We start from the raw sequence: 18276 nt of genomic DNA, 5'->3' as shown, positions 1-18276 counted from the left end.
GAAAGGCGCTACGCACGCCGCGCGCCCGCCACGTCCGCTACCGTCGGGGCTATGCACGAGCGCATCATCCGCGCCCGCACCGCCACCGGCATCGTCGAAGGCTTCACCCGCGACGGTGTCCATCGCTGGCGCTCCATTCCGTACGCCAGGCCCCCGGTCGGATCATTGCGATTCCGCGCTCCGCAGCCCGCGCAGCCCTGGTCCGGGGTGCGCCACTGTCATGGGTTCGGCAGCTGTGCGCCCCAGCAGCGCCGCTACACGATGCTGGGTGTGGGCAAGTACCAGCCCAGAAACGAGGACTGCCTCACCCTCAACGTCGTCGCCCCGGAGTATCCGGCCGCCGACGCGCTACCGGTGATGGTGTTCATTCACGGTGGTGGCTACATCCTCGGCAGCTCGGCGACCCCGCTGTACGACGGCGCCGCGCTGGCACGCCGTGGTTGCGTCTACGTATCGGTCAACTACCGCTTGGGCGCGCTGGGCTGTCTGGATCTCTCGTCGTTGTCCACCCAGGACGTCACCATCGACAGCAACCTGTACCTGCGGGATCTGGTGTTGGCGTTGCGCTGGGTGCGCGACAACATCGCCGGATTCGGGGGTGACCCGAACCGCGTCACCATTTTCGGCGAAAGCGCGGGCGCACATATCACCGCCACCCTGCTGGCCGTGCCCGCCGCCGAAGGCTTGTTCACCGGTGCGATCGCGGAAAGCCCGGCAGCGGGCATGGTGCGCCCGCAGGAGGTCGCCGCCGAGTTCGCCTCCCGCTTCGCCCAGCTCCTTGGTGCGCGCCCCCGGGATGCCGCCCATGCGCTCATGCACGCGTCGCCGGCCCAACTGGTGCAAGCCCAACATCGTCTGATCGACCAGGGAATGCAGAGCAGGCTGGGCGCCTTCCCGGTCGGTCCGGTCTGCGGCGACGACTGCCTACCTGCGGATCCGGTTGCAGCGATGCGATCCGGTCTGGCGCATCCGGTGCCCCTGATTGTCGGCACCAACGCCGACGAGGGCCGATTGTTCACCCGCTTCCTGGGAATGCTGCCGACCAACGAGCCGATGGTCGAAGCGTTGCTGGCCGACTTGACGCCGGCCGATCGCGACCGAATCACCGCCGCCTACCCGAACTACCCTGCGTCGTCGGCGTGCGTCCAACTCGGTGGCGATTTCGCGTTCAGCTCTGCGGTGTGGCAGATCGCCGAAGCGCACGGGTCCTACGCGCCCACCTACTTGTACCGCTACGACTACGCGCCGCGGACACTGCGCTGGTCGGGCTTCGGAGCAACGCACGCCACCGAGCTGTTCGCCGTTTTCGACATCTATCGCACCAGGTTCGGCGCCTTGCTGACCGCAGCCGCAGACCGTAGACCCGCGCTGCGGGTCAGCAATGACGTGCAACGCCGCTGGCAGTCGTTCAGCCACAGCGGCATTCCGGGCGGCGACTGGCCAGCGTATACGCTCGCCGATCGCGCCGTGATGGTCTTCGATCGCAAGTCCCGCATCGAGTTCGATCCCCATCCGCACCGCCGGATGGCTTGGGACGGATTCTCTTTGGCGAAGTGACATGGCCTCCGAATCCCAGCCAGCCATCGAAAGACCTGCTGACCTCACCGCCGCGTGGTTGACGGCGGTGATCCCGGGCGGCGCCATTGCCGATTTCACCGTCGAGCGCATCGGCACCGGACAGATGAGCGAGTGCTACCGCGTTGAGTTGACGTCCGCAGAACCTGGGACTCCCCAGTCGGTGATCATGAAGGTGGCGGCCACCGACCCGGTCAGCCGGCAGACCGGGGTGGCGCTGGGCCTCTATGAACGCGAAGTTCGCTTCTACCGCGACATCGCGCCGCGACTCGGCGGGCCGCTAGCGCCGTGCTATCACGCGGCCGTCGATACCTCGTCGGGAATTTTCGACCTCGTTCTCGGCGATGCCGGACCGGCAGTGGTCGGCGATGAAATCGACGGCGCCACCGCCGAACAAGCCAGCCTCGCCGTCGCCGAATTGGGGCGGCTGCATGGCCCGCTGCTCGACGACCCGGTGCTGGCCAACGCCCCTTGGCTGCATCGGGCAGCCCCCTTGGATCAGGCTATGATCGCCCCGCTATATGCCGGCTTCGTCGACCGCTACGGCGACCAGATCGCGCCCCAGTATCGAATGGTGTGCGAGCGCCTGGTGGCCGCGTTTGACGGCTACGTGGCCCAGGAGAATGCCGACGACAGAATCCGGGGCCTGGTGCACGGCGACTATCGACTGGACAACCTGCTTTTCGGCACGGCAGCCGCCGATCGGGCCTTGACCGTCGTTGACTGGCAGACCGTATCGTGGGGTCCGGCTCTGACCGACCTGGCCTATTTTGTCGGCTGCGCGCTGCCGACGCAGCATCGTCGTGAGCTATACCACGCCTTGCTGCGCAGCTATCACGATGCACTAGGCCCCGGGGCGCCACTCGATATCGACGACATCACCGACGGCGTACGCAGGCAGAGCTTTTTCGGAGTGATGATGGCCATCGTGTCGTCGATGCTGGTGGAGCGCACCGAGCGTGGCGATCGGATGTTTCTGACCATGCTGCAACGCCACTGCGATCACGTGCTGGATACCGACGCGTTGGCGACGTTGCCCGCTGCCACGTCACCGCAGCCGCTGACCCCGTCGCAGCACGACGAACTCGCCCACACGGCGACCGCCGAGCCGCTGTGGAGCGAGAGCTGGTACGCGGACTTCATTGATACGGCACAGGGATTGGGTGGCTGGATACGGATCGGCTTGATGCCGAACGAGGACACCGCCTGGTTCCATGTCCTGCTCTGCGGTCCCGAGCTGCCGACTGTCGCCGTCGTCGACTTCGACGTCCCGCTGCCCGCCGACCCCTGGGCGGTGCGCACCAGCGCCATCGAGGCAGACCACTGGGCCGAGGAACCGCTGCAGAGCTACCGGGTGACCGTGCACGCACAAGGCCAGGCATACACGGACCCGTCGGCGTTGCTGCGTTCCGAGCCGGGAACGCCGGTCGACGTCGCAATCGACTTGGCCTGGGCGACCGACGGCACGCCGTATCGGTATCGCATGACGACCCGCTACGAGATCCCCTGCACCGTATCGGGCTCCGTGACCATCGACGGCAGGTGCTCGCGCATCGACGCGGTTCCCGGGCAGCGCGACCACTCCTGGGGGGTTCGCGATTGGTGGAGCATGGATTGGCTCTGGAGTGCGCTACACCTCGACGACGGCACCCACCTGCATGGGGTGAACATTCAACTCCCGGGTATCCCCGGCGTCAGCGTCGGCTACGGCCAGGACCGCACCGGCAACGTTTCGGAGCTGAACACGGTTTCCGTGCAGGAAACCTTTGGCCCCAACGGGTTACCGACAGAAGCGATACTGACTTTGCAGCCTGTAGACATCACCGCCGCAGCCGACGTAAGGGGGCACGCGCCGCTGCTGCTCACCGCGGCCGACGGTCGGGTGAGCCAGTTCCCGCGGGCCTGGGCCCGCTTCCGCACCACCGACGGCCGCACCGGCGTCGGCTGGCTGGAATGGAACCGCAATCAGCCCACACCACAATGACCGCGCGCCAAATCCGGTCACTTCATGCCGGCCACGTTGCTGCGATCGCAATTCGAGACCCTCGAGCCGCTCGGCGCCGACGAGGCGGGCATAGTGGTGCGGCCAGGTAGCGCTGCCAGGGATGTACGAATTCGTTGCTGCCCTCGTTGTCGCGCTCGTTGTCGCGCTGCACTTCGCGTTTATCGCCTATGTCCCGGTCGGCGGCTTCATTGCGCTCCGGTGGCGACGCACGATATGGCTGCATTTGCCTGCGGTGATCTGGGGCGTCGGCATTGCGACCCACCAGCTTGATTGCCCCTTGACCTGGATGGAGCGTGTGGCCCGCGCCCGGGCCGGCATGGCGCCGCTACCGTCCGACGGGTTCATCGCCCACTACATCACCGGGGTGTTCTACCCGGCCGGGTGGGGTGTCGGGGTCGAGCTGGTCACGTTCGCGACCGTCGCGGTGTCCTGGACGCTGTATATCCGGCACGATCACTCCAGGCGCCAGCCGCGCGACAGCTCACCGACATGACCGTATCGTGGGCCAAGTGAGGGCGTTGATCATCGTCGACGTGCAAAACGACTTCTGCGAGGGCGGATCCTTGGCGGTCACCGGTGGCGCCGCGGTGGCCCGCGCCATCGGCGACCACCTCGCCGGCCAGCCCGGATACCATCACGTGGTGGCTACCAAGGACTTCCACCTCGACCCCGGGGACCACTTCTCCGCCCAACCGGACAACAGGTCATCATGGCCACCGCACTGCGTCGGCGGTAGCCCGGGTGCAGACTTCCATCCCGATCTTGATACCGCCGAGATCGAGGCGGTGTTCCGCAAGGGTGCCGACGCCGCCGCCTACAGCGGTTTCGAGGGCGTCGACGAGAACGGCACACCGCTGCTGGATTGGCTGCGCCAACGCGGCGTCGACGAGGTCGACGTGGTCGGCATCGCCACCGATCACTGCGTTCGTCGCACCGCCGAAGATGCTGCACGCAGCGGGCTGACCACGCGCGTGTTGCTGGACCTGACCGCCGGCGTGTCTGCCGATACGACCGCGGAGGCGCTCGCCGAAATGCGCACCGCGGGCATTGCTTTGATCGGAAGTTCCTGATGGCAGTGCGGGATGACCTGTTGGCGGCGGTGGAGCGATCGCCACGGGCAGCCGGCGCGCACGACCGCGCCGCCTGGGTCGGACTCTTCACCGGCGACGCCAGGGTCGAAGATCCGGTCGGCTCGCGACCGCATGTGGGGCGCGAGGAGATCGCCCGTTTCTACGACACCTTCATCGGTCCGCGAGACATCACATTCCATCGTGATCTCGATATCGTCTCCGACTCAGTCGTGCTGCGCGATCTCGAACTCGAGGTGGCGATGGGTCCGGCCGTGACCATGTTCATCCCCGCCTTCTTGCGCTATGACTTACGAGAGGTCAACGGCGAGTGGCAGATCGCGGTGCTTCGGGCCTACTGGGAGCTGCCGGCGATGATGGCGCAGTTCCTGCGAACGGGATCACGCGCGCTGGCGCCGGCGTTGCAACTGTCGCGAGGGCTGCTCGGCAATCAGGGGCTGGGTGGCACCGCCGGGTTCATGACAGGCTTTCGCCGCGCGGGTACCCGCCACAAGACTCTGGTGGAATCGTTCCTCCGCGCCGCCGCCCGCGGCGACAAGTTCGCCGCGTACCGAGCTTTAGCGCCTACTGCCACAACAACTTTAGGCGACAGCCACGTGCTGGACGCGGCTGAACTGGTCGAGCGGCTCCACGGGGCCAGCTCGGTCAAGGTGAACGGCGCGGGACCCACCGTCACGGTGTCAGTTGCCTCGGATCACGGCCGCGCCATCATGTTTGCCGACGTGGCCTGGCGTGGCAAGCAGATCAACCGGATCCAATACTTTCCGGGCTAACGGTCTAGCGGGTTCCGACGCCATTCCCAGCCGGAGCGGGGCCAGAATCGGGAGCGCGATGTTCGACAGGCCGTTCGGCCGGCGAAACCTGTTGCGCGGCGCTGGCGCGGTTTCCCGATTGCAGATTCCGCGGTGTCGCTGGGGGATTGGCGGATCGACGTGCCGCGTACGATCAGCGACTTGTCGGCCGAGGTCATCGTCGGGGTGCGCCCTGAACACCTCGAGTTGGGCCACGTTGGCGTCGAGATGGAGATCGACATGGTCGAAGAACTCGGAGCCGACGCCTACCTGTACGGTCGAATCTCTGTGGCCGGCATTGCCCTCGACCAGCCCATCGTGGCCCGGGTTGACGGCCGCGCTCGAGCGATGCAGCCGGGTGCGGTTGCGTCCGCGACCGGGTCACGTGCACTTCTTCAGTGGCGCGGGCCGACGGATCGCGTGAGTTACGGTGATCGGCGCGGCGTGCACCGGCCAACCAGCACCATCGGGCTAGCCTGGCGCCCGTGAGTACAGCGCGTGTCGATTTGGTGTGCGAAGGCGGCGGGGTCCGGGGCATCGGACTGGTCGGCGCCGTGGAAGCGCTGGCAGACGCCGGCTACGAGTTTCCCCGGGTCGCGGGCAGCAGCGCGGGTGCGATCGTCGCGTCGATGGTGGCCGCCCTGCAGACCGCTGGTGAACCGCTGTCGCGGCTGGCGGAGATCATGCGCGACATCGACTATCGGAAGTTCCTCGACCGAAACTTGATCGGGCACGTGCCGTTCATCGGCGGGGCGCTGTCATTGTTCCTGGCAGACGGCGTCTACCGGGGTGCCTATCTCGAACGGCTGCTCACTGGCTTGCTTGCTGACCTCGGCGTGCGCACCTTCGGCGACCTGCGAACCGGGGAAGAGCCGGAGCAGTTCGCCTGGTCGCTGGTCGTTGCCGCGAGTGATCTCTCGCGGCGCCGGCTGGTTCGCATCCCATGGGACCTGGACGCCTATGGCATCGACCCGGATGACTTCTCAGTAGCCCGCGCGGTGCACGCCTCGGCAGCCATTCCGTTCGTGTTCGAGCCCGTCCGGGTGCGCGGTGCCACGTGGGTCGACGGCGGGCTCCTGTCGAACTTTCCGGTGGCGTTGTTCGACCGGATCGACGGCAAGCCGCGGTGGCCCACCTTCGGGATCAGGTTGTCCGCCCGTCCCGGGATTCCGCCGACCCGCCCGGTGCACGGGCCAGTGTCGTTGGGAATTGCCGCGATTGAGACGCTGCTCAGCAATCAGGACAATGCCTACATCGACGATCCCTGCACGGTGCGGCGCACCATCTTCGTGCCGGCCCAAGACGTCAGTCCGATTGACTTCGACATCACCGAAGAACAACGCGAAGCCCTCTACCAACGCGGGTTGCACGCCGGCCACAAGTTCCTCACGACCTGGAACTACGCCGACTACCTGGCCGAGTGCGGAAGCCCGGTCAGACCGCAGCCCTAACGCACGGCCGTCTTGAGCATGTTCGGCGCTCGGTAGCTGCCCTGGAAAGGAAAGAGAATGAGTCGAGTCGTCCTGATCACGGGCGGCAGCCGGGGAATCGGTTTGGCAACCGCAAAAGCCTTTCTGCGCGAAGGCGACAGGGTGGTCATCAACTACCGTCGGGATTCGGACCAGGCGAAACGCGCGCTCGACGCCTTGCAGGAGAGCGGCGATCGCGACTGCGTTATGGCCGTGCAGGCCGACGTCAGCATCCCCTCCGACCGCGAGTCCATGGTGGACACGATCCTCGAAGAGTGGGGCCACATTGGTGTGTTGGTCAACAATGCGGGAATTGCCGGCAAAAAGGGCTTCTTGAAAGAAACGGAAGAAGACTTTGAGGCCACCATTCGCAACAACCTCACGGGTCCCGTTCACCTGGCCCAACGCGTCGCGAAGGACATGATCGACAGGGAGATCGGCGGCTCAATCATCAACGTGTGTTCGACCGCCGCCTATTCGGCAAGCAGCGGTACGGCATCCTACTGCGCGGCCAAGGCGGGCCTATTGATTGCGACCAAGAATATGGCCTATACCTTGGGTCCCTACGGCATTCGAGTCAATAGCGTCACTCCGGGCGGCATAGAGACCGACATGAGTCGGCACGCCTGGAATGATCCGGCACGGGGCCCCGCCCTGGCAAAAGCATTGCCGCTGCGCAGGAGGGGCCAACCGAACGAGGTTGCCGGCGCTATCGTCTATTTGGCGTCGGAACACGCCAGCTATACCACCGGCACGGACATTATCGTCGATGGCGGGTGGATGCTCCGGGCAGGCGGGTCGACGTGACCACGCCGCCTTTCGCTGCGGGGCTCGATGCCCGATCGACGTTGGAGGTTCGATGAGCCGAGACATCGCAACAGTGGTGGCAGACGATGGGGTTGCCACGCTCAGGCTGGCTCGACCAGCGCGACGCAACGCGCTATCGATCAAGGTTCGCGACGAGATCACGCTGGCGCTTGACGGCTGGGCGAAGGATCCGGCTGTTCGGGCGGTCGTTCTCCACGGAGAGGGATCGACCTTTTGTGCGGGGTTTGATCTTGACGAGTTTGGGCAAGCGGATCGCGCCGAGCAGATCCGGCACAGCTCACGTCGTTACCACCTCGCGGTATGGCATTTCCCCAAGCCGCTGATCGCCGCGGTCAACGGCCCGGCGATGGGCGGCGGCTTCGACTTGTGCGCCCTTTGCGACTGCCGAATCGCTTCGACCACAGCGGTATTCGGACATCCTGAGATCAAGTTCGGCGCTCCGCCGATGTTCACGCCGCTGCAATGGATCGTCGGCCACGGCGTGGCGCGCGAGCTATGCCTGAGCGGACGTCGGATCGACGCCCATGAGGCCCTGCGCTTGGGCCTTGTCACCAGTGTCAGCGAGCCCGAGCGTGTGCTCGATGACGCACTGGCCTTAGCGCGCAACATCATTGAGGCACCGGCTGCCACGATCGAAATGACCAAGGGCTATCTGGTCGGCAACGCTGGCGCGACCTTCGAGCAAGCGTTCGCCGTGGAGCACGACGCGGTCTTCGACCGATTCCTGGCGGGTCCCGTCGGCCCGCGATTGCGCGATGAAGAGACTTTGTGACCGCAACGGCGCGCTTCGCGGAAGCCGGCACTGTGGACCGGCTTCCGCCAAAGCAGAGTGATTACGCTGAAACGAGCGGAAAGTCGATCTCCGTGTGCGCGACGTTGTTGAAGTAGTTGGTCAGCACGTTGAGTGCGACATGGCCAATCACCTCGGCGATCTCGGTGTCGCTGACACCGGCACGGCGAACGGCTTCAAGCTCGGACTCGTCGATCTGTCCGCGTTGCTCGTTCACCGCCACAGCGAACGTGAGGATAGCCGCGGTCTTGGGGTCGTCGGCATCGCCCTTGCGCGCCGCCGCCACTTGCTCGGCGCTCAGACCGGCCACCCGCTGCCCGGCGTGGGTGTGCGCCGATAGGCAATACGAGCACGTGTTGGACTGGGCGATGGCGATGGCCAGGCGTTCGCGGGTGGCTCTGGGCAGGGTGCCGGCGTCGAGACTGTTCGCGAAACCGAGATACCCACGCAGCAGCGCCGGGCTGTTCGCCATCGCCCGGGTCAGGTTGGGAACCGACCCTAAGGCTTGTTTCACCGCCGACAACGCCGCCGCCTGGTCGGGGGTGGCAGCTGCTTCGGTGACGGGGGGCAAGGTGTTCATTGTTCCTCCTCGATGGTGCTGATTTGTTGGAACCTCGTCGCAGGGAGCGCGGCGGGTAATATTTGGACACCGCGGCCTACCGCCGCGTTACACCGCAAGCGACTCAGTCGCCGGCGCAGTTGAGGACTCGATACACAGTGGCTGCTCCTGTTCGAACCGTCGCCGATGATCGGTGGGCGACCGAAGGCGATCTGATCGCGGCTCTGAAGGCCGGCGACCGTGCGGCTTTTCGCGCCTTAGTAGAAACCCTGCACGCGCCGTTGGTGAGGATGGCCAGTGTCTACGTGTCGCGGGCAACCGCCGAGGACGCCGTGCAGGACGCGTGGGTATCGGTGGTGCGATCCATCGGGAAGTTCGAGGGCCGCGCCAGCGTTCGAACATGGGTATTTCGAGTCGTGCTCAACCGCGTGCGCACGCTGGCCCGCAAGGAGGCGAACACGGTGCCCCACGCGACCGCTGGACCGGAAGCCGAACCGCGGCAATCCGTCGATCCGCAGCGGCTTACCCATCCAGAACTCGGTGCACACCACTGGCACGACGTCCCCGCTCGCTGGGAGTTGCTGCCCGAGCAACGGCTGATGTCGGCAGAAGTTCGTTCCGTGGTAGTCGACGCGTTACAGAAGCTGCCCGGTGCTCAACGTGAGGTGGTTTCGATGCGCGACCTCGAAGGCTGGACGAGTGAGGAAACCTGCGAGGCACTGGGCATTTCAGCGGTGAACCAGCGAGTGCTGTTACACCGTGGCCGCACCGTCCTGCGCGCCACACTGGAGGAGTACTTCCATGACGACTAACGACGACGCCTTCATGGCCAATGAATTGCGCATCACCTGCTCGGACGCGGTGGCACTGGTTACCGACTATCTCGAGGACGCGCTGACCGAATCAGACCTGGATCGCTTCGAGCAGCACACCGGCGGCTGCGAAGCCTGCCGAGTGTATGTCGACCAGATCCGGCGCACCATCCGAATCGCAGCGACGTCTCGAGACGAGTCGGTGGAGATACGGCCGGCCAACTTCGATGCGCTGATGGCCGAGTTCCGCCAACTCGGTCCAGAATGACTTCGGAATGAGGGCGTAACGCAACGCGACGTGCGCGAGTCAGTACTGGTGCACGCCCGCAACCAGCGGGCCGCTCGAAAGGCATCAGCATGACTCGCAACCAAATCTTCGCTTACGCCTCTTCGGTGATCTACCTCGCCGCCGGAATCATCGGCTTCGCCGTGACAGGGTTCGCGGACTTCACCGGCCACCAGCACACCAAGATCGTTTTCCTCGCGGTCAATCCGCTGCACAACGTCGTGCACTTGGCACTGGGACTGGCATGGCTGGCAGCAGCCCTCGTGCCGTCGATCACTCGGAAAACGAACGTTGTTCTGGGCATCGGGCTGGTGGGCGCGTTCGCGCTGGGCGTCAGCGGCCTCGCGGGCTTCATCAACATCCACTCGGTGGGCGAGCCCGACAACTACCTGCACCTGGTCTACGGACTCGTGAGCATCTTCGTCGGCTGGAAGCTTGCGGACGTGCAGGAATCCAGTGCGCAACGTCCGCAACGTCGTAGTCTCACCTCATCGTCGCGGTGAAACCTGCTACGTCAGTGCGCTGGTGGGCACCGCGGGCGGCTGCTTGCGGTGCCCGCCGCCATCGGAGGCCAAAGGCCCCTATTCAGTGGGGTTCAGTTTGGCAGAGGATGAGACGATGAGCGGTCCACGCCAAGACTCCACCGTTGCGCTGTTCGATGCCGCGGCCCTACACCGGCTGGTCGACGTGCTGGTCGACAAGGGCTATCGCGTCGTCGGTCCGACGTTGCGCGACAACGCGATTGTGCTAGCCGAACTGGAATCGGCCGCCGAGCTGCCGCGCGGCTGGGGGGTCGACGTGGGCCCAGGACACTATCGCGTGCGCCGTCGCGACGACGACGCCGCGTTTGGGCACTCGGCCGGGCCACAGTCGTGGAAGCAGTTCCTCCATCCACCCCGGCGCCGATTGTGGTCAGCGACCCGGGACGGCGGTGTGACATCCGAACCCGTTGACGAAGCCCGCCCGTATGCATTCCTCGGCGTGCGGGGCTGCGATCTGGCCGCCATCGCAACCCTCGGCGGGGTGCTGGACGATTCTCGGTATCCCGACAATTCGTTCGCCGCCCGGCGGCGCCGGACCTTTGTCGTGGCGGTGAATTGCACCGAGCCGGGTGGGCTGTGCTTTTGCGCGTCGATGGGCACCGGACCCTCGGTAGGGCCCGGCTACGACCTTGCCCTGACCGAGCGCGCGGGCGGCGGGGCGCCGACCTACGTGGTCGAGGTCGGCACGGACCGGGGCGCGGAGGTGCTGGCTGCCGTGCCACATCGTGCGGCCGACGACAGTGAAATCGGCTGTGCCCAAGCAGACGTCGAGGCGGCCGCGGGCAAGATGGGCCGCCAGATGCCGGACACGGACCTACGCAACCTGCTGATCCGGTCGCGGGAGTCGCCGCAGTGGGAGGAGGTGTCCAGCCGCTGCCTGACCTGCGGCAACTGCACGATGGTGTGTCCGACCTGCTTCTGCACCAGCACCGAAGACATCACCGACCTCGCCGGAGAACACGCGGAGCGTTGGCAGCACTGGGCATCGTGCTTCGAGTTCGACTTCACCTACGTCCATGGCGGCGGCAGCGTTCGGCGATCCGGCTCGTCACGCTACCGGCACTGGTTGACCCACAAGCTGGGGACGTGGCACGACCAGTTCGGGATGTCGGGCTGCGTGGGCTGCGGGCGCTGCATCGCCTGGTGTCCGACCGGCATTGACATCACCGAGGAGATGACCACGATGGCCCGGCAGGCCGACGATGACTGATGCGAGCGGTGCCGAGACGGCGGTGTCGACGCATTCGCATATGGCGCCAGTTCCGTACCGGGTGCGCAGTCGTGTCGTCGAGAGCCCGGACTCGGCGACATTGTGCCTGGAGCCGGTCGGCGAGAAGCTGCGGCCGCCACAACCGGGAGAATTCATGATGCTCTACGCATTCGGCGTGGGCGAAGCGGCGATTTCAATCAGCGGCGATCCCAGCGTCACCGACGGGTCGATCACCCACACCATCCGCGCGGTTGGCGCCGTCAGCCGCGCGCTGCACGACTCGGTACCCGGCACGATTCTCGGGATGCGCGGCCCCTTTGGCACCACCTGGGGGCTGGACGAGGCAATCGGACGAGATCTGATCATGGTGGCCGGGGGCGTGGGGTTGTGCCCGTTGCGTCCGGCAATACTTGGCGCGCTGGCGCAGCGGGAGCGCTACGGCAAGCTCATGGTCATCGCGGGTGCACGGTCACGACCGGACTTCTTGTTCGCCGCTGAACTGCAAAAGTGGGCAGCCGACCCGCAGCTCGAACTGCACCTCACCGTCGACGTCCCGGTCCAAGGCTGGCGCGGCGAAGTTGGTCTGGTCACCGAGCCGTTGCACCGCTTGTCGCTTGAGCCTGGCCGCACCACCGCCTTCCTATGCGGTCCAGAACCGATGCTGCGCTCGGCGGCCGATGCGCTCGTGGCTAAAGGGCTAGCAGCCCAGGACATTCGGGTTTCACTGGAACGGAACATGCAATGCGGGATCGGCTGGTGCGGTCACTGCCAGCTGGGCCCGCTGCTGGTCTGCCGCGACGGGCCCGTCGTCGGCTACGACGTCGCGGGTCCGCTGCTGAAAGTCAAGGAGCTGTAGATGAGTCCACCCACGCTGGCCGTCTGGAAATTTGCCTCCTGCGACGGCTGCCAGCTGACGCTACTCGACTGCGAGGACGAGCTGCTCACCCTCGCTAACCAGGTCCAGATCGCGACCTTCGCGGAAGCGTCCAGCGCCATGGTTGGCGGGCCGTACGACGTCTCCCTGGTGGAAGGCTCGATCACCACCCACCACGACGAGCAGCGCATCCGCGAGATCCGGGAACAGTCAACGGTGCTGGTGACCATCGGCGCGTGCGCGACGGCCGGGGGAGTGCAAGCGCTGCGCAACTTCGCCGACATCACCGAATTCACCTCGGTCGTCTACGCAAAGCCGGAATACATCGACACATTGGCAACGTCGACGCCGGCGTCCGCGCACGTCCACGTCGACTACCAGCTGCATGGTTGTCCGATCGACCGGGGCCAGCTGCTCGATACCCTGTCGGCGCTACTGATCGGCCGCAAGCCCCGGCTGCCCGCCAAGACGGTGTGCACCGAATGCAAGCTGCGGGGGGTGACGTGCGTGCTCGTCGCCGACGCAACCCCGTGCCTGGGCCCGGTCACCCACGCCGGATGCGGGGCGCTTTGCCCACGGCATCGCCGCGGATGCTACGGCTGTTTCGGTCCGTCCGCGGCGCCGCAAACGGCCACGTTGATCCCGCTGCTGCGCCGCGATGGCATGTCGGGCGATGACGTCGACCGGGTGTTTTCGACGTTTAACGTGACGAGCTTCACCGCCGAGCGGAGCACGCAGTGACCGAGAACCGCACAATCAGTGTCGGCACCCTGACACGGGTGGAAGGCGAAGGCGCACTGCACATCACGCTGAAGAACAACCAGCTCGAACGTGTGGAACTCAACATCTATGAGCCGCCGCGGTTTTTCGAAGCATTCCTCCGGGGGCGCGCCTATACAGAACCTCCGGACCTGACCGCACGGATCTGCGGAATATGTCCGGTCGCCTACCAAGTGAGTGCGTGCAACGCGATCGAAGACGCCTGCGGCGCGGAGATCGACCCGGACATCATCGAACTACGCAGGCTGCTGTACTGCGGGGAATGGATCCACAGCCATGTCCTGCATATCTACCTCCTGCATGCCCCGGACTTCATGGGTTACCCCGACATCATCGCCATGAGCCGCGACCATCCGGAGGTCGTCGAACGCGGCTTGCGGTTAAAGAAGGCCGGCAACCGGTTGATGGAGTTCATCGGCGGCCGGGCCATCCACCCCGTCAACGTGCGGCTGGGCGGCTTCTACTCGACGCCGACCCGCGCAGAGTTGCAGCCGCTTGCCGAGCTGCTGCGCCGAGCCCTGGACGAGGCCCTGTGCACCGTCGAATGGGTGTCCGGGTTCGAATTCCCTGACCTTGAGCTGGACTACGAAATGCTCGCCTTACACCAGTCCGGCAGGTATCCGATTGAAAACGGCACCATCGCGCGCAGCGCCGGTCCGTCGTTTCCGGTGGCCGACTTCACCGAGCATGTGCACGAGTCGCAGGTGCCACACTCCACGGCCCTGCACGCGACACTCGATGGTGGTTGCCACTTGACCGGTCCGCTGGCCCGGTTTTCGCTGAACGCCTCGACCCTGTCGCCTATCGCAGCCCAGGCTGCAACGGCTGCCGGACTATCAACTGAATGCCGAAATCCATTCCGCAGCATCATTGTTCGTGCTGTCGAGGTCGTCTATGCGCTCGAGGAGGCCCTGCGGATCATCGATGAGTACCAGCGTCCGTCCCGCTCGTTCGTTGATGTTGGGGCATCAGCGAGTATTGGGCATGGCGTCAGTGAGGCTCCCCGAGGCCTGCTGTATCACCGATACCAGATCGACGCATCCGGACTGGTGTCGGCGGCGACGATCGTCCCGCCCACCTCCCAAAACCAGGCCGCCATCGAAGCCGACCTGGCCCGCCTCGTGTCGGCAAATCTCGCCCTCGACGACTCGGCCCTGACTGTGTTGTGCGAGCAGCTGATTCGCAGCTACGACCCCTGCATCTCGTGCTCGGCGCACTTCCTGACGTTGACGGTGCACCGCACGTGAGCGACGGCAGCGCACGGGTCGTGGTGGTCGGGCTCGGCAACCGCTACCGGCGCGACGACGGCGTGGGCGTGATCGTCGCGGAAGCCCTGGCCGATCTCGCGCTCCCGGACGTCGCTGTGGTCACCGACGTTGCGGAGCCGATGGGTCTGCTGGACGCGTGGTCCGGTGCCGAATTCGTCGTGCTGATCGACGCTTCGGTAGCCGACAGTGCGGGAGGAGAATCCCAGCCGACGCCCGGCCGGGTGCGTCGTTGCGCGATAGCTGACCTAGCGGACGCCCCGGCGATGTTGAGCTCGCACCGCGTGGACGTCGCTGGCGCCTACGCGCTCGGTCAGCAGCTCGGTCGAATACCCAAAGCGCTGGTGCTCGTCACCATCGAAGCGGCCGATGCCGGCCACGGGACGGGTCTGACCGCGGACGTGGCGGCCGCCGTCCCGGCAGCGGTGCGCAGGACACGGACCGAGATCAACCGAGCCATGGCTACCGAGGCGGATACGTGAAGGCTGGTGGTGACCGGCTCGGGTCGTCGGCCTAGTTGGTTGGTGGTGGTTGGGGTTGGAAAGGCTGGTACCACCACCACTGGGCGCGTTCGCCGGTCGGTCCGGGGCACGGTGGGACGGCGGGCGGGGGTCTCGTCGGTGTGCGCGCGAGCGAACCTGGGTTCAGCGGCCGGTTGGAGCTATCGGTAACAGTGGGGTTGGGTGCGGGTCCGGCGATGGTGATGACGCCGCGATGGTGCAGCCGGTGGTGATAGGGGCAGACCAGTACCAGGTTGGCCAGTTCGGTGGCGCCGCCGTCCTCCCAGTGCCGCAGGTGGTGGGCGTGTAGACCGCGGGTTGCCCCGCAGCCGGGTACCGCGCACATCCGGTGGCGGTGTTCGAGCGCGCGGCGAATCCGGCGGCTGATCTGGCGGGTCGCTCGCCCGGAACCGATGACCTCACCGTCGCGTTCGAACCAGGCTTCATAGGTGGCATCACACATCAGGTAGCGACGTTCGGCCCGCGAGAGCAGCGGACCCAGGTGCAGCGCCGCGGCGCGCTGGTTCACGTCGAGGTGCATCACCACGGTGGTGCGCTGCCCGTGCGGGCGGCGGGTGGCCTCGGCATCCCATCCGGCCTCGATCAAGCGCATGAACGCATCGGCGGTGCTTGGAAACGGGGGCGCATGATCAAGGGGATGGTCGCCGTTGTCGTGATCGTGGCGCCACTGCGCGATCAGAGCATCGAGGTGAGATTGCAGTGCCGCGTCGAAGGTTGCCGCGTCAAGGTGGGGAAGGGTGATCCGCCAGTAGCTGAACTCCTCGTCGGTGGTCTTGGTGATCGAGCGCTGTGGCTCGGGACGGGGATCGGGTTCGGGTCGCGGTTCCAGTTTGATCGCGGTGCGTAGCTGGTTCACGGTGGCGCAGCGGGCCAGCTCCGCAAAATGCTCATCGGACCCCTCGGGCGCGCGGTGGGCGATGACGCCGACCTGATCCAGCGACAGTTGACCCTCCCGCATGCCTTGGGCGCAGCGGGGAAACTCCTCCAGCCGTCCCGCGACGGTGGCGATCGTTTGGGCGTTGCCGGGTGAGCAGCCTGTCTTCCAGGCCACCAACCCCGCGACCGACCGTGCACCCGTCGCACCCCACAGCTGGTCACGATCCAACTCGGCAGCGATCTCCACAATGCGACCATCGATCGCATTGCGCTGACCACTCAACTCCGCCAACTCCTCGAACAACGCCTCCAGGCGCTGCTCAGCACACACGACAGCGGCACCCGATGATGCGGTCAACGACATGAGTTCATCAAAGCACCCGGGTACGACATTAAATCTCGGCCACCAAGAGCCTTGGCTACCGATGCGCGCAGGTGGTGTTCGGGGTCGTACTATTTGTTGGTGCGAGGTGCGGTGGCGGTCCATTGGTGTCGCCGATGGGAGTTCTGGGGTGCCAACTACAGTCGGGATGGTGGCAGTAAATGACAAGGATAAACGCGCTAATCTGGACGCCGTTCTTGCCTTTATTTCTGATACTTATGTCTTCGTGCGCCCATGCCGATACTCGCCAGTCGGTAGAAACGGTGTCCAACCGGAACGGGCTGTACCCCGGCGAGGAGATGCTCGAAACCAATGGATTTGAAACGCTCACCTATTTCAAAGAAGGCCAACCCGACAAGCCGTTGGTAATCTTCGTTCCCGGCGGGTTTCACCTCGCGCGGGTTGCCTACGGATATCCGGGAGGCAATGAGACCGATTTTCTCGCCTACTGGCTTGCGCAAAGGGGCTACTCCTTCCTTGGCGCGTCCTATCCAACGGGCAACAAAGTGTATTCGAAAGCCTACCCAGCTTTTTCGATCCGAGATTGGGGCAAGCAAGTCGCCGCGACCGCCAAGCACTACGTCGATGAGCGCGGGCTGTCCGGCAAAGTCATTGTTCTAGGCTGGAGCGCCGGCGGACAGATTGCTCAGTCTGTTTACGAGGCGAGCAAAGATGCGGGTCTCGACATGAGCTTGTACGTCTCCCTCGCGTCAACTCCACCGGTCCCGTTGCTCGTCGCGGCACCCGGTGCTATTTCTAAAGCGGAAAGCGGCCTTTCCAAAGCTCCACAATTTTACGAGCTCTTCAAGCGATATGTCGTTGCACAGGATGAATTAAACGGTCACCAGATCATCCCATGGAAGACCTTCGAAAGCGATATTCTCGGGGATATCCCAGTGGCGCTGAACGCGATCATGATCGCCTCCCGATACGAAGACGGTAAATTTGTGGAGGATCTGGAGTGGTCCATGGCCGATACCGGCGCTTTGAAGGTTGCGGACTTTCCGTTTGTCGTCACGATCTCTGGCAACAAGGTTCTGGATAATGACCACGCGCTGACCGACCGCGGCAACTGGGGCATTTACCAGATTCAACATCTTTACCGGAACATGGTTCTCCCAGTTCTGTCCAAATCAGAGGATATCGCTCCGGAAGATTGGCAGAACCTGATGGATCAGATGAGCTACGCCACCTCCGGTGCACTCAATGCCAGGGTGCCGGGCAATCACTTCTTTTGGTACGGCGCGGTCGGCGCGCGCGAGACGGTCGAGCAAATGGATATGCTCATCCAGCGCGCGGCGAATCTTCAATCAAGTATTGCGGCCTCGCTGGCGCATGTGGGCGGAAGCTAAAGTGCCCTCGCTCTGCGTTTCTAGCGCAACTGAGGAGATTCGCTCGCCGAGTCGTTGGTAAGCGTCGAGGAGCGGTTGAATCAACTCCAGTACTTCGGCGTCAGCGGCGAAAAGGTCGAAGTCCGGCTCCGTTGGAAGCTGGTCGGCAGTGACCCAGCCAACCTTGCGGCCAACAGTGCAGAACGCCGCAGGCGCGGGCAAGCCCCTCCATTTCGCCCTCAAGAGCGCTTCGTAGATGGATTATTGATTCGATGATGCCGGGCAAGCTCAC

General features: G+C 65.1%; 19 protein-coding genes and 2 pseudogenes. 19 read left to right on the top strand and 2 right to left on the bottom strand.

Translation table 11 applies throughout. The annotated features are described in order from the left end of the window. The first annotated feature begins 51 nt into the window (after nucleotides 1–51). The 10 genes and pseudogenes from F6B93_RS12905 (at nucleotide 52) to F6B93_RS12865 (ending at nucleotide 8528) form a co-directional block, all read left to right on the top strand. A complete protein-coding gene (locus F6B93_RS12905; protein WP_211695458.1) occupies nucleotides 52–1557 on the top strand; it encodes a carboxylesterase/lipase family protein in 1506 nt (501 codons plus the stop codon). A gap of 1 nt (nucleotide 1558) precedes the next feature. Beyond that, the gene (locus tag F6B93_RS12900; RefSeq protein ID WP_211695457.1) at nucleotides 1559–3559 is read left to right on the top strand and encodes a DUF7064 domain-containing protein; all 2001 of its coding nucleotides are present in this window, start codon (nucleotides 1559–1561) and stop codon (nucleotides 3557–3559) included. 6 nt (nucleotides 3560–3565) lie between these two features. After that, nucleotides 3566–3667: pseudogene (locus F6B93_RS22895) on the top strand (gluconokinase); the annotation flags it as partial. 13 nt (nucleotides 3668–3680) lie between these two features. Beyond that, entirely contained in the window at nucleotides 3681–4073 is a 393-nt protein-coding gene (locus F6B93_RS12895) for a DUF2784 domain-containing protein (RefSeq protein ID WP_211695456.1), read from the top strand. A 16-nt stretch (nucleotides 4074–4089) separates the two neighbouring features. Next, entirely contained in the window at nucleotides 4090–4650 is a 561-nt protein-coding gene (gene pncA / locus F6B93_RS12890; RefSeq protein WP_211695455.1) for a pyrazinamidase PncA, read from the top strand. Further along, on the top strand, nucleotides 4650–5441 hold the full coding sequence (locus F6B93_RS12885; RefSeq protein ID WP_211695454.1) for a ketosteroid isomerase family protein: 792 nt from the start codon (nucleotides 4650–4652) through the stop codon (nucleotides 5439–5441). The genes pncA and F6B93_RS12885 overlap by 1 nt, the downstream gene beginning before the upstream one ends. A gap of 117 nt (nucleotides 5442–5558) precedes the next feature. Then, nucleotides 5559–5883: pseudogene (locus tag F6B93_RS12880) on the top strand (TOBE domain-containing protein); the annotation flags it as partial. Between the two features lie 52 nt (nucleotides 5884–5935). Further along, complete coding sequence (locus F6B93_RS12875; protein ID WP_211699452.1) at nucleotides 5936–6910, top strand: patatin-like phospholipase family protein; 975 nt, start codon at nucleotides 5936–5938, stop codon at nucleotides 6908–6910. 57 nt (nucleotides 6911–6967) lie between these two features. Next, nucleotides 6968–7735 (top strand): SDR family NAD(P)-dependent oxidoreductase, encoded by a 768-nt coding sequence (locus F6B93_RS12870; RefSeq protein ID WP_211695453.1) that lies wholly within the window; start codon nucleotides 6968–6970, stop codon nucleotides 7733–7735. Then, nucleotides 7698–8528: an enoyl-CoA hydratase/isomerase family protein gene (locus tag F6B93_RS12865; protein ID WP_425518449.1), complete on the top strand. Its 831-nt coding sequence runs from the start codon at nucleotides 7698–7700 to the stop codon at nucleotides 8526–8528. Before F6B93_RS12870 ends, F6B93_RS12865 begins: the two co-directional genes overlap by 38 nt. A 61-nt stretch (nucleotides 8529–8589) precedes the next feature. On the opposite strand, the gene F6B93_RS12860 is transcribed toward F6B93_RS12865, so the two are convergent. Next, a complete protein-coding gene (locus tag F6B93_RS12860) occupies nucleotides 8590–9126 on the bottom strand; it encodes a carboxymuconolactone decarboxylase family protein (protein WP_211695451.1) in 537 nt (178 codons plus the stop codon). Between the two features lie 137 nt (nucleotides 9127–9263). On the opposite strand from F6B93_RS12860, the gene F6B93_RS12855 reads away from it, so the two are divergent. From F6B93_RS12855 to F6B93_RS12820, 8 genes are all read left to right on the top strand, one after another. Beyond that, entirely contained in the window at nucleotides 9264–9917 is a 654-nt protein-coding gene (locus F6B93_RS12855) for an RNA polymerase sigma factor (RefSeq protein WP_211695450.1), read from the top strand. Then, complete coding sequence (locus F6B93_RS12850; protein ID WP_211695449.1) at nucleotides 9907–10185, top strand: zf-HC2 domain-containing protein; 279 nt, start codon at nucleotides 9907–9909, stop codon at nucleotides 10183–10185. Before F6B93_RS12855 ends, F6B93_RS12850 begins: the two co-directional genes overlap by 11 nt. Before the next feature lie 89 nt (nucleotides 10186–10274). Continuing rightward, nucleotides 10275–10706 (top strand): DUF4383 domain-containing protein, encoded by a 432-nt coding sequence (locus F6B93_RS12845; protein ID WP_281426086.1) that lies wholly within the window; start codon nucleotides 10275–10277, stop codon nucleotides 10704–10706. Nucleotides 10707–10821: 115 nt separating this feature from the next. Next, nucleotides 10822–11955: a 4Fe-4S dicluster domain-containing protein gene (locus F6B93_RS12840; protein WP_211695447.1), complete on the top strand. Its 1134-nt coding sequence runs from the start codon at nucleotides 10822–10824 to the stop codon at nucleotides 11953–11955. Beyond that, nucleotides 11948–12811, top strand: coding sequence for an FAD/NAD(P)-binding protein (locus F6B93_RS12835; protein WP_211695446.1), 864 nt, complete (start codon nucleotides 11948–11950; stop codon nucleotides 12809–12811). The genes F6B93_RS12840 and F6B93_RS12835 overlap by 8 nt, the downstream gene beginning before the upstream one ends. Next, nucleotides 12812–13570, top strand: a complete 759-nt coding sequence (locus F6B93_RS12830) for an NADH-quinone oxidoreductase subunit B family protein (protein WP_211695445.1) — start codon at nucleotides 12812–12814, stop codon at nucleotides 13568–13570. After that, entirely contained in the window at nucleotides 13567–14856 is a 1290-nt protein-coding gene (locus F6B93_RS12825; protein WP_211695444.1) for a Ni/Fe hydrogenase subunit alpha, read from the top strand. The genes F6B93_RS12830 and F6B93_RS12825 overlap by 4 nt, the downstream gene beginning before the upstream one ends. Continuing rightward, nucleotides 14853–15356: a hydrogenase maturation protease gene (locus F6B93_RS12820; protein WP_211695443.1), complete on the top strand. Its 504-nt coding sequence runs from the start codon at nucleotides 14853–14855 to the stop codon at nucleotides 15354–15356. Before F6B93_RS12825 ends, F6B93_RS12820 begins: the two co-directional genes overlap by 4 nt. Before the next feature lie 31 nt (nucleotides 15357–15387). On the opposite strand, the gene F6B93_RS12815 is transcribed toward F6B93_RS12820, so the two are convergent. Next, complete coding sequence (locus F6B93_RS12815) at nucleotides 15388–16635, bottom strand: HNH endonuclease signature motif containing protein (RefSeq protein WP_211695442.1); 1248 nt, start codon at nucleotides 16633–16635, stop codon at nucleotides 15388–15390. Between the two features lie 179 nt (nucleotides 16636–16814). Between F6B93_RS12815 and F6B93_RS12810 the strand changes: the two genes are divergently transcribed. Then, on the top strand, nucleotides 16815–18005 hold the full coding sequence (locus tag F6B93_RS12810; protein WP_211695441.1) for a lipase family protein: 1191 nt from the start codon (nucleotides 16815–16817) through the stop codon (nucleotides 18003–18005). Nucleotides 18006–18276 lie beyond the last annotated feature (271 nt).

Source organism: Mycobacterium spongiae (assembly GCF_018278905.1).
GTDB classification, from domain to species: domain Bacteria; phylum Actinomycetota; class Actinomycetes; order Mycobacteriales; family Mycobacteriaceae; genus Mycobacterium; species Mycobacterium spongiae.
Note: the sequence above shows the minus strand (reverse complement) of the source record. Positions and strands in the feature narration are given on the sequence as shown.

What these genes read in the sequence shown, in the direction of transcription:
- F6B93_RS12905 (WP_211695458.1), top strand. Translation starts at nt 52, where the DNA reads ATGCACGAGCGCATCATCCGCGCCCGCACCGCCACCGGCATCGTCGAA.
- F6B93_RS12900 (WP_211695457.1), top strand. Translation starts at nt 1,559, where the DNA reads ATGGCCTCCGAATCCCAGCCAGCCATCGAAAGACCTGCTGACCTCACC.
- F6B93_RS12895 (WP_211695456.1), top strand. Translation starts at nt 3,681, where the DNA reads ATGTACGAATTCGTTGCTGCCCTCGTTGTCGCGCTCGTTGTCGCGCTG.
- F6B93_RS12885 (WP_211695454.1), top strand. Translation starts at nt 4,650, where the DNA reads ATGGCAGTGCGGGATGACCTGTTGGCGGCGGTGGAGCGATCGCCACGG.
- F6B93_RS12870 (WP_211695453.1), top strand. Translation starts at nt 6,968, where the DNA reads ATGAGTCGAGTCGTCCTGATCACGGGCGGCAGCCGGGGAATCGGTTTG.
- F6B93_RS12865 (WP_425518449.1), top strand. Translation starts at nt 7,698, where the DNA reads ATGGCGGGTGGATGCTCCGGGCAGGCGGGTCGACGTGACCACGCCGCC.
- F6B93_RS12860 (WP_211695451.1), bottom strand. Translation starts at nt 9,126, where the DNA reads ATGAACACCTTGCCCCCCGTCACCGAAGCAGCTGCCACCCCCGACCAG.
- F6B93_RS12850 (WP_211695449.1), top strand. Translation starts at nt 9,907, where the DNA reads ATGACGACTAACGACGACGCCTTCATGGCCAATGAATTGCGCATCACC.
- F6B93_RS12845 (WP_281426086.1), top strand. Translation starts at nt 10,275, where the DNA reads ATGACTCGCAACCAAATCTTCGCTTACGCCTCTTCGGTGATCTACCTC.
- F6B93_RS12840 (WP_211695447.1), top strand. Translation starts at nt 10,822, where the DNA reads ATGAGCGGTCCACGCCAAGACTCCACCGTTGCGCTGTTCGATGCCGCG.
- F6B93_RS12835 (WP_211695446.1), top strand. Translation starts at nt 11,948, where the DNA reads ATGACTGATGCGAGCGGTGCCGAGACGGCGGTGTCGACGCATTCGCAT.
- F6B93_RS12830 (WP_211695445.1), top strand. Translation starts at nt 12,812, where the DNA reads ATGAGTCCACCCACGCTGGCCGTCTGGAAATTTGCCTCCTGCGACGGC.
- F6B93_RS12815 (WP_211695442.1), bottom strand. Translation starts at nt 16,635, where the DNA reads ATGTCGTTGACCGCATCATCGGGTGCCGCTGTCGTGTGTGCTGAGCAG.
- F6B93_RS12810 (WP_211695441.1), top strand. Translation starts at nt 16,815, where the DNA reads ATGACAAGGATAAACGCGCTAATCTGGACGCCGTTCTTGCCTTTATTT.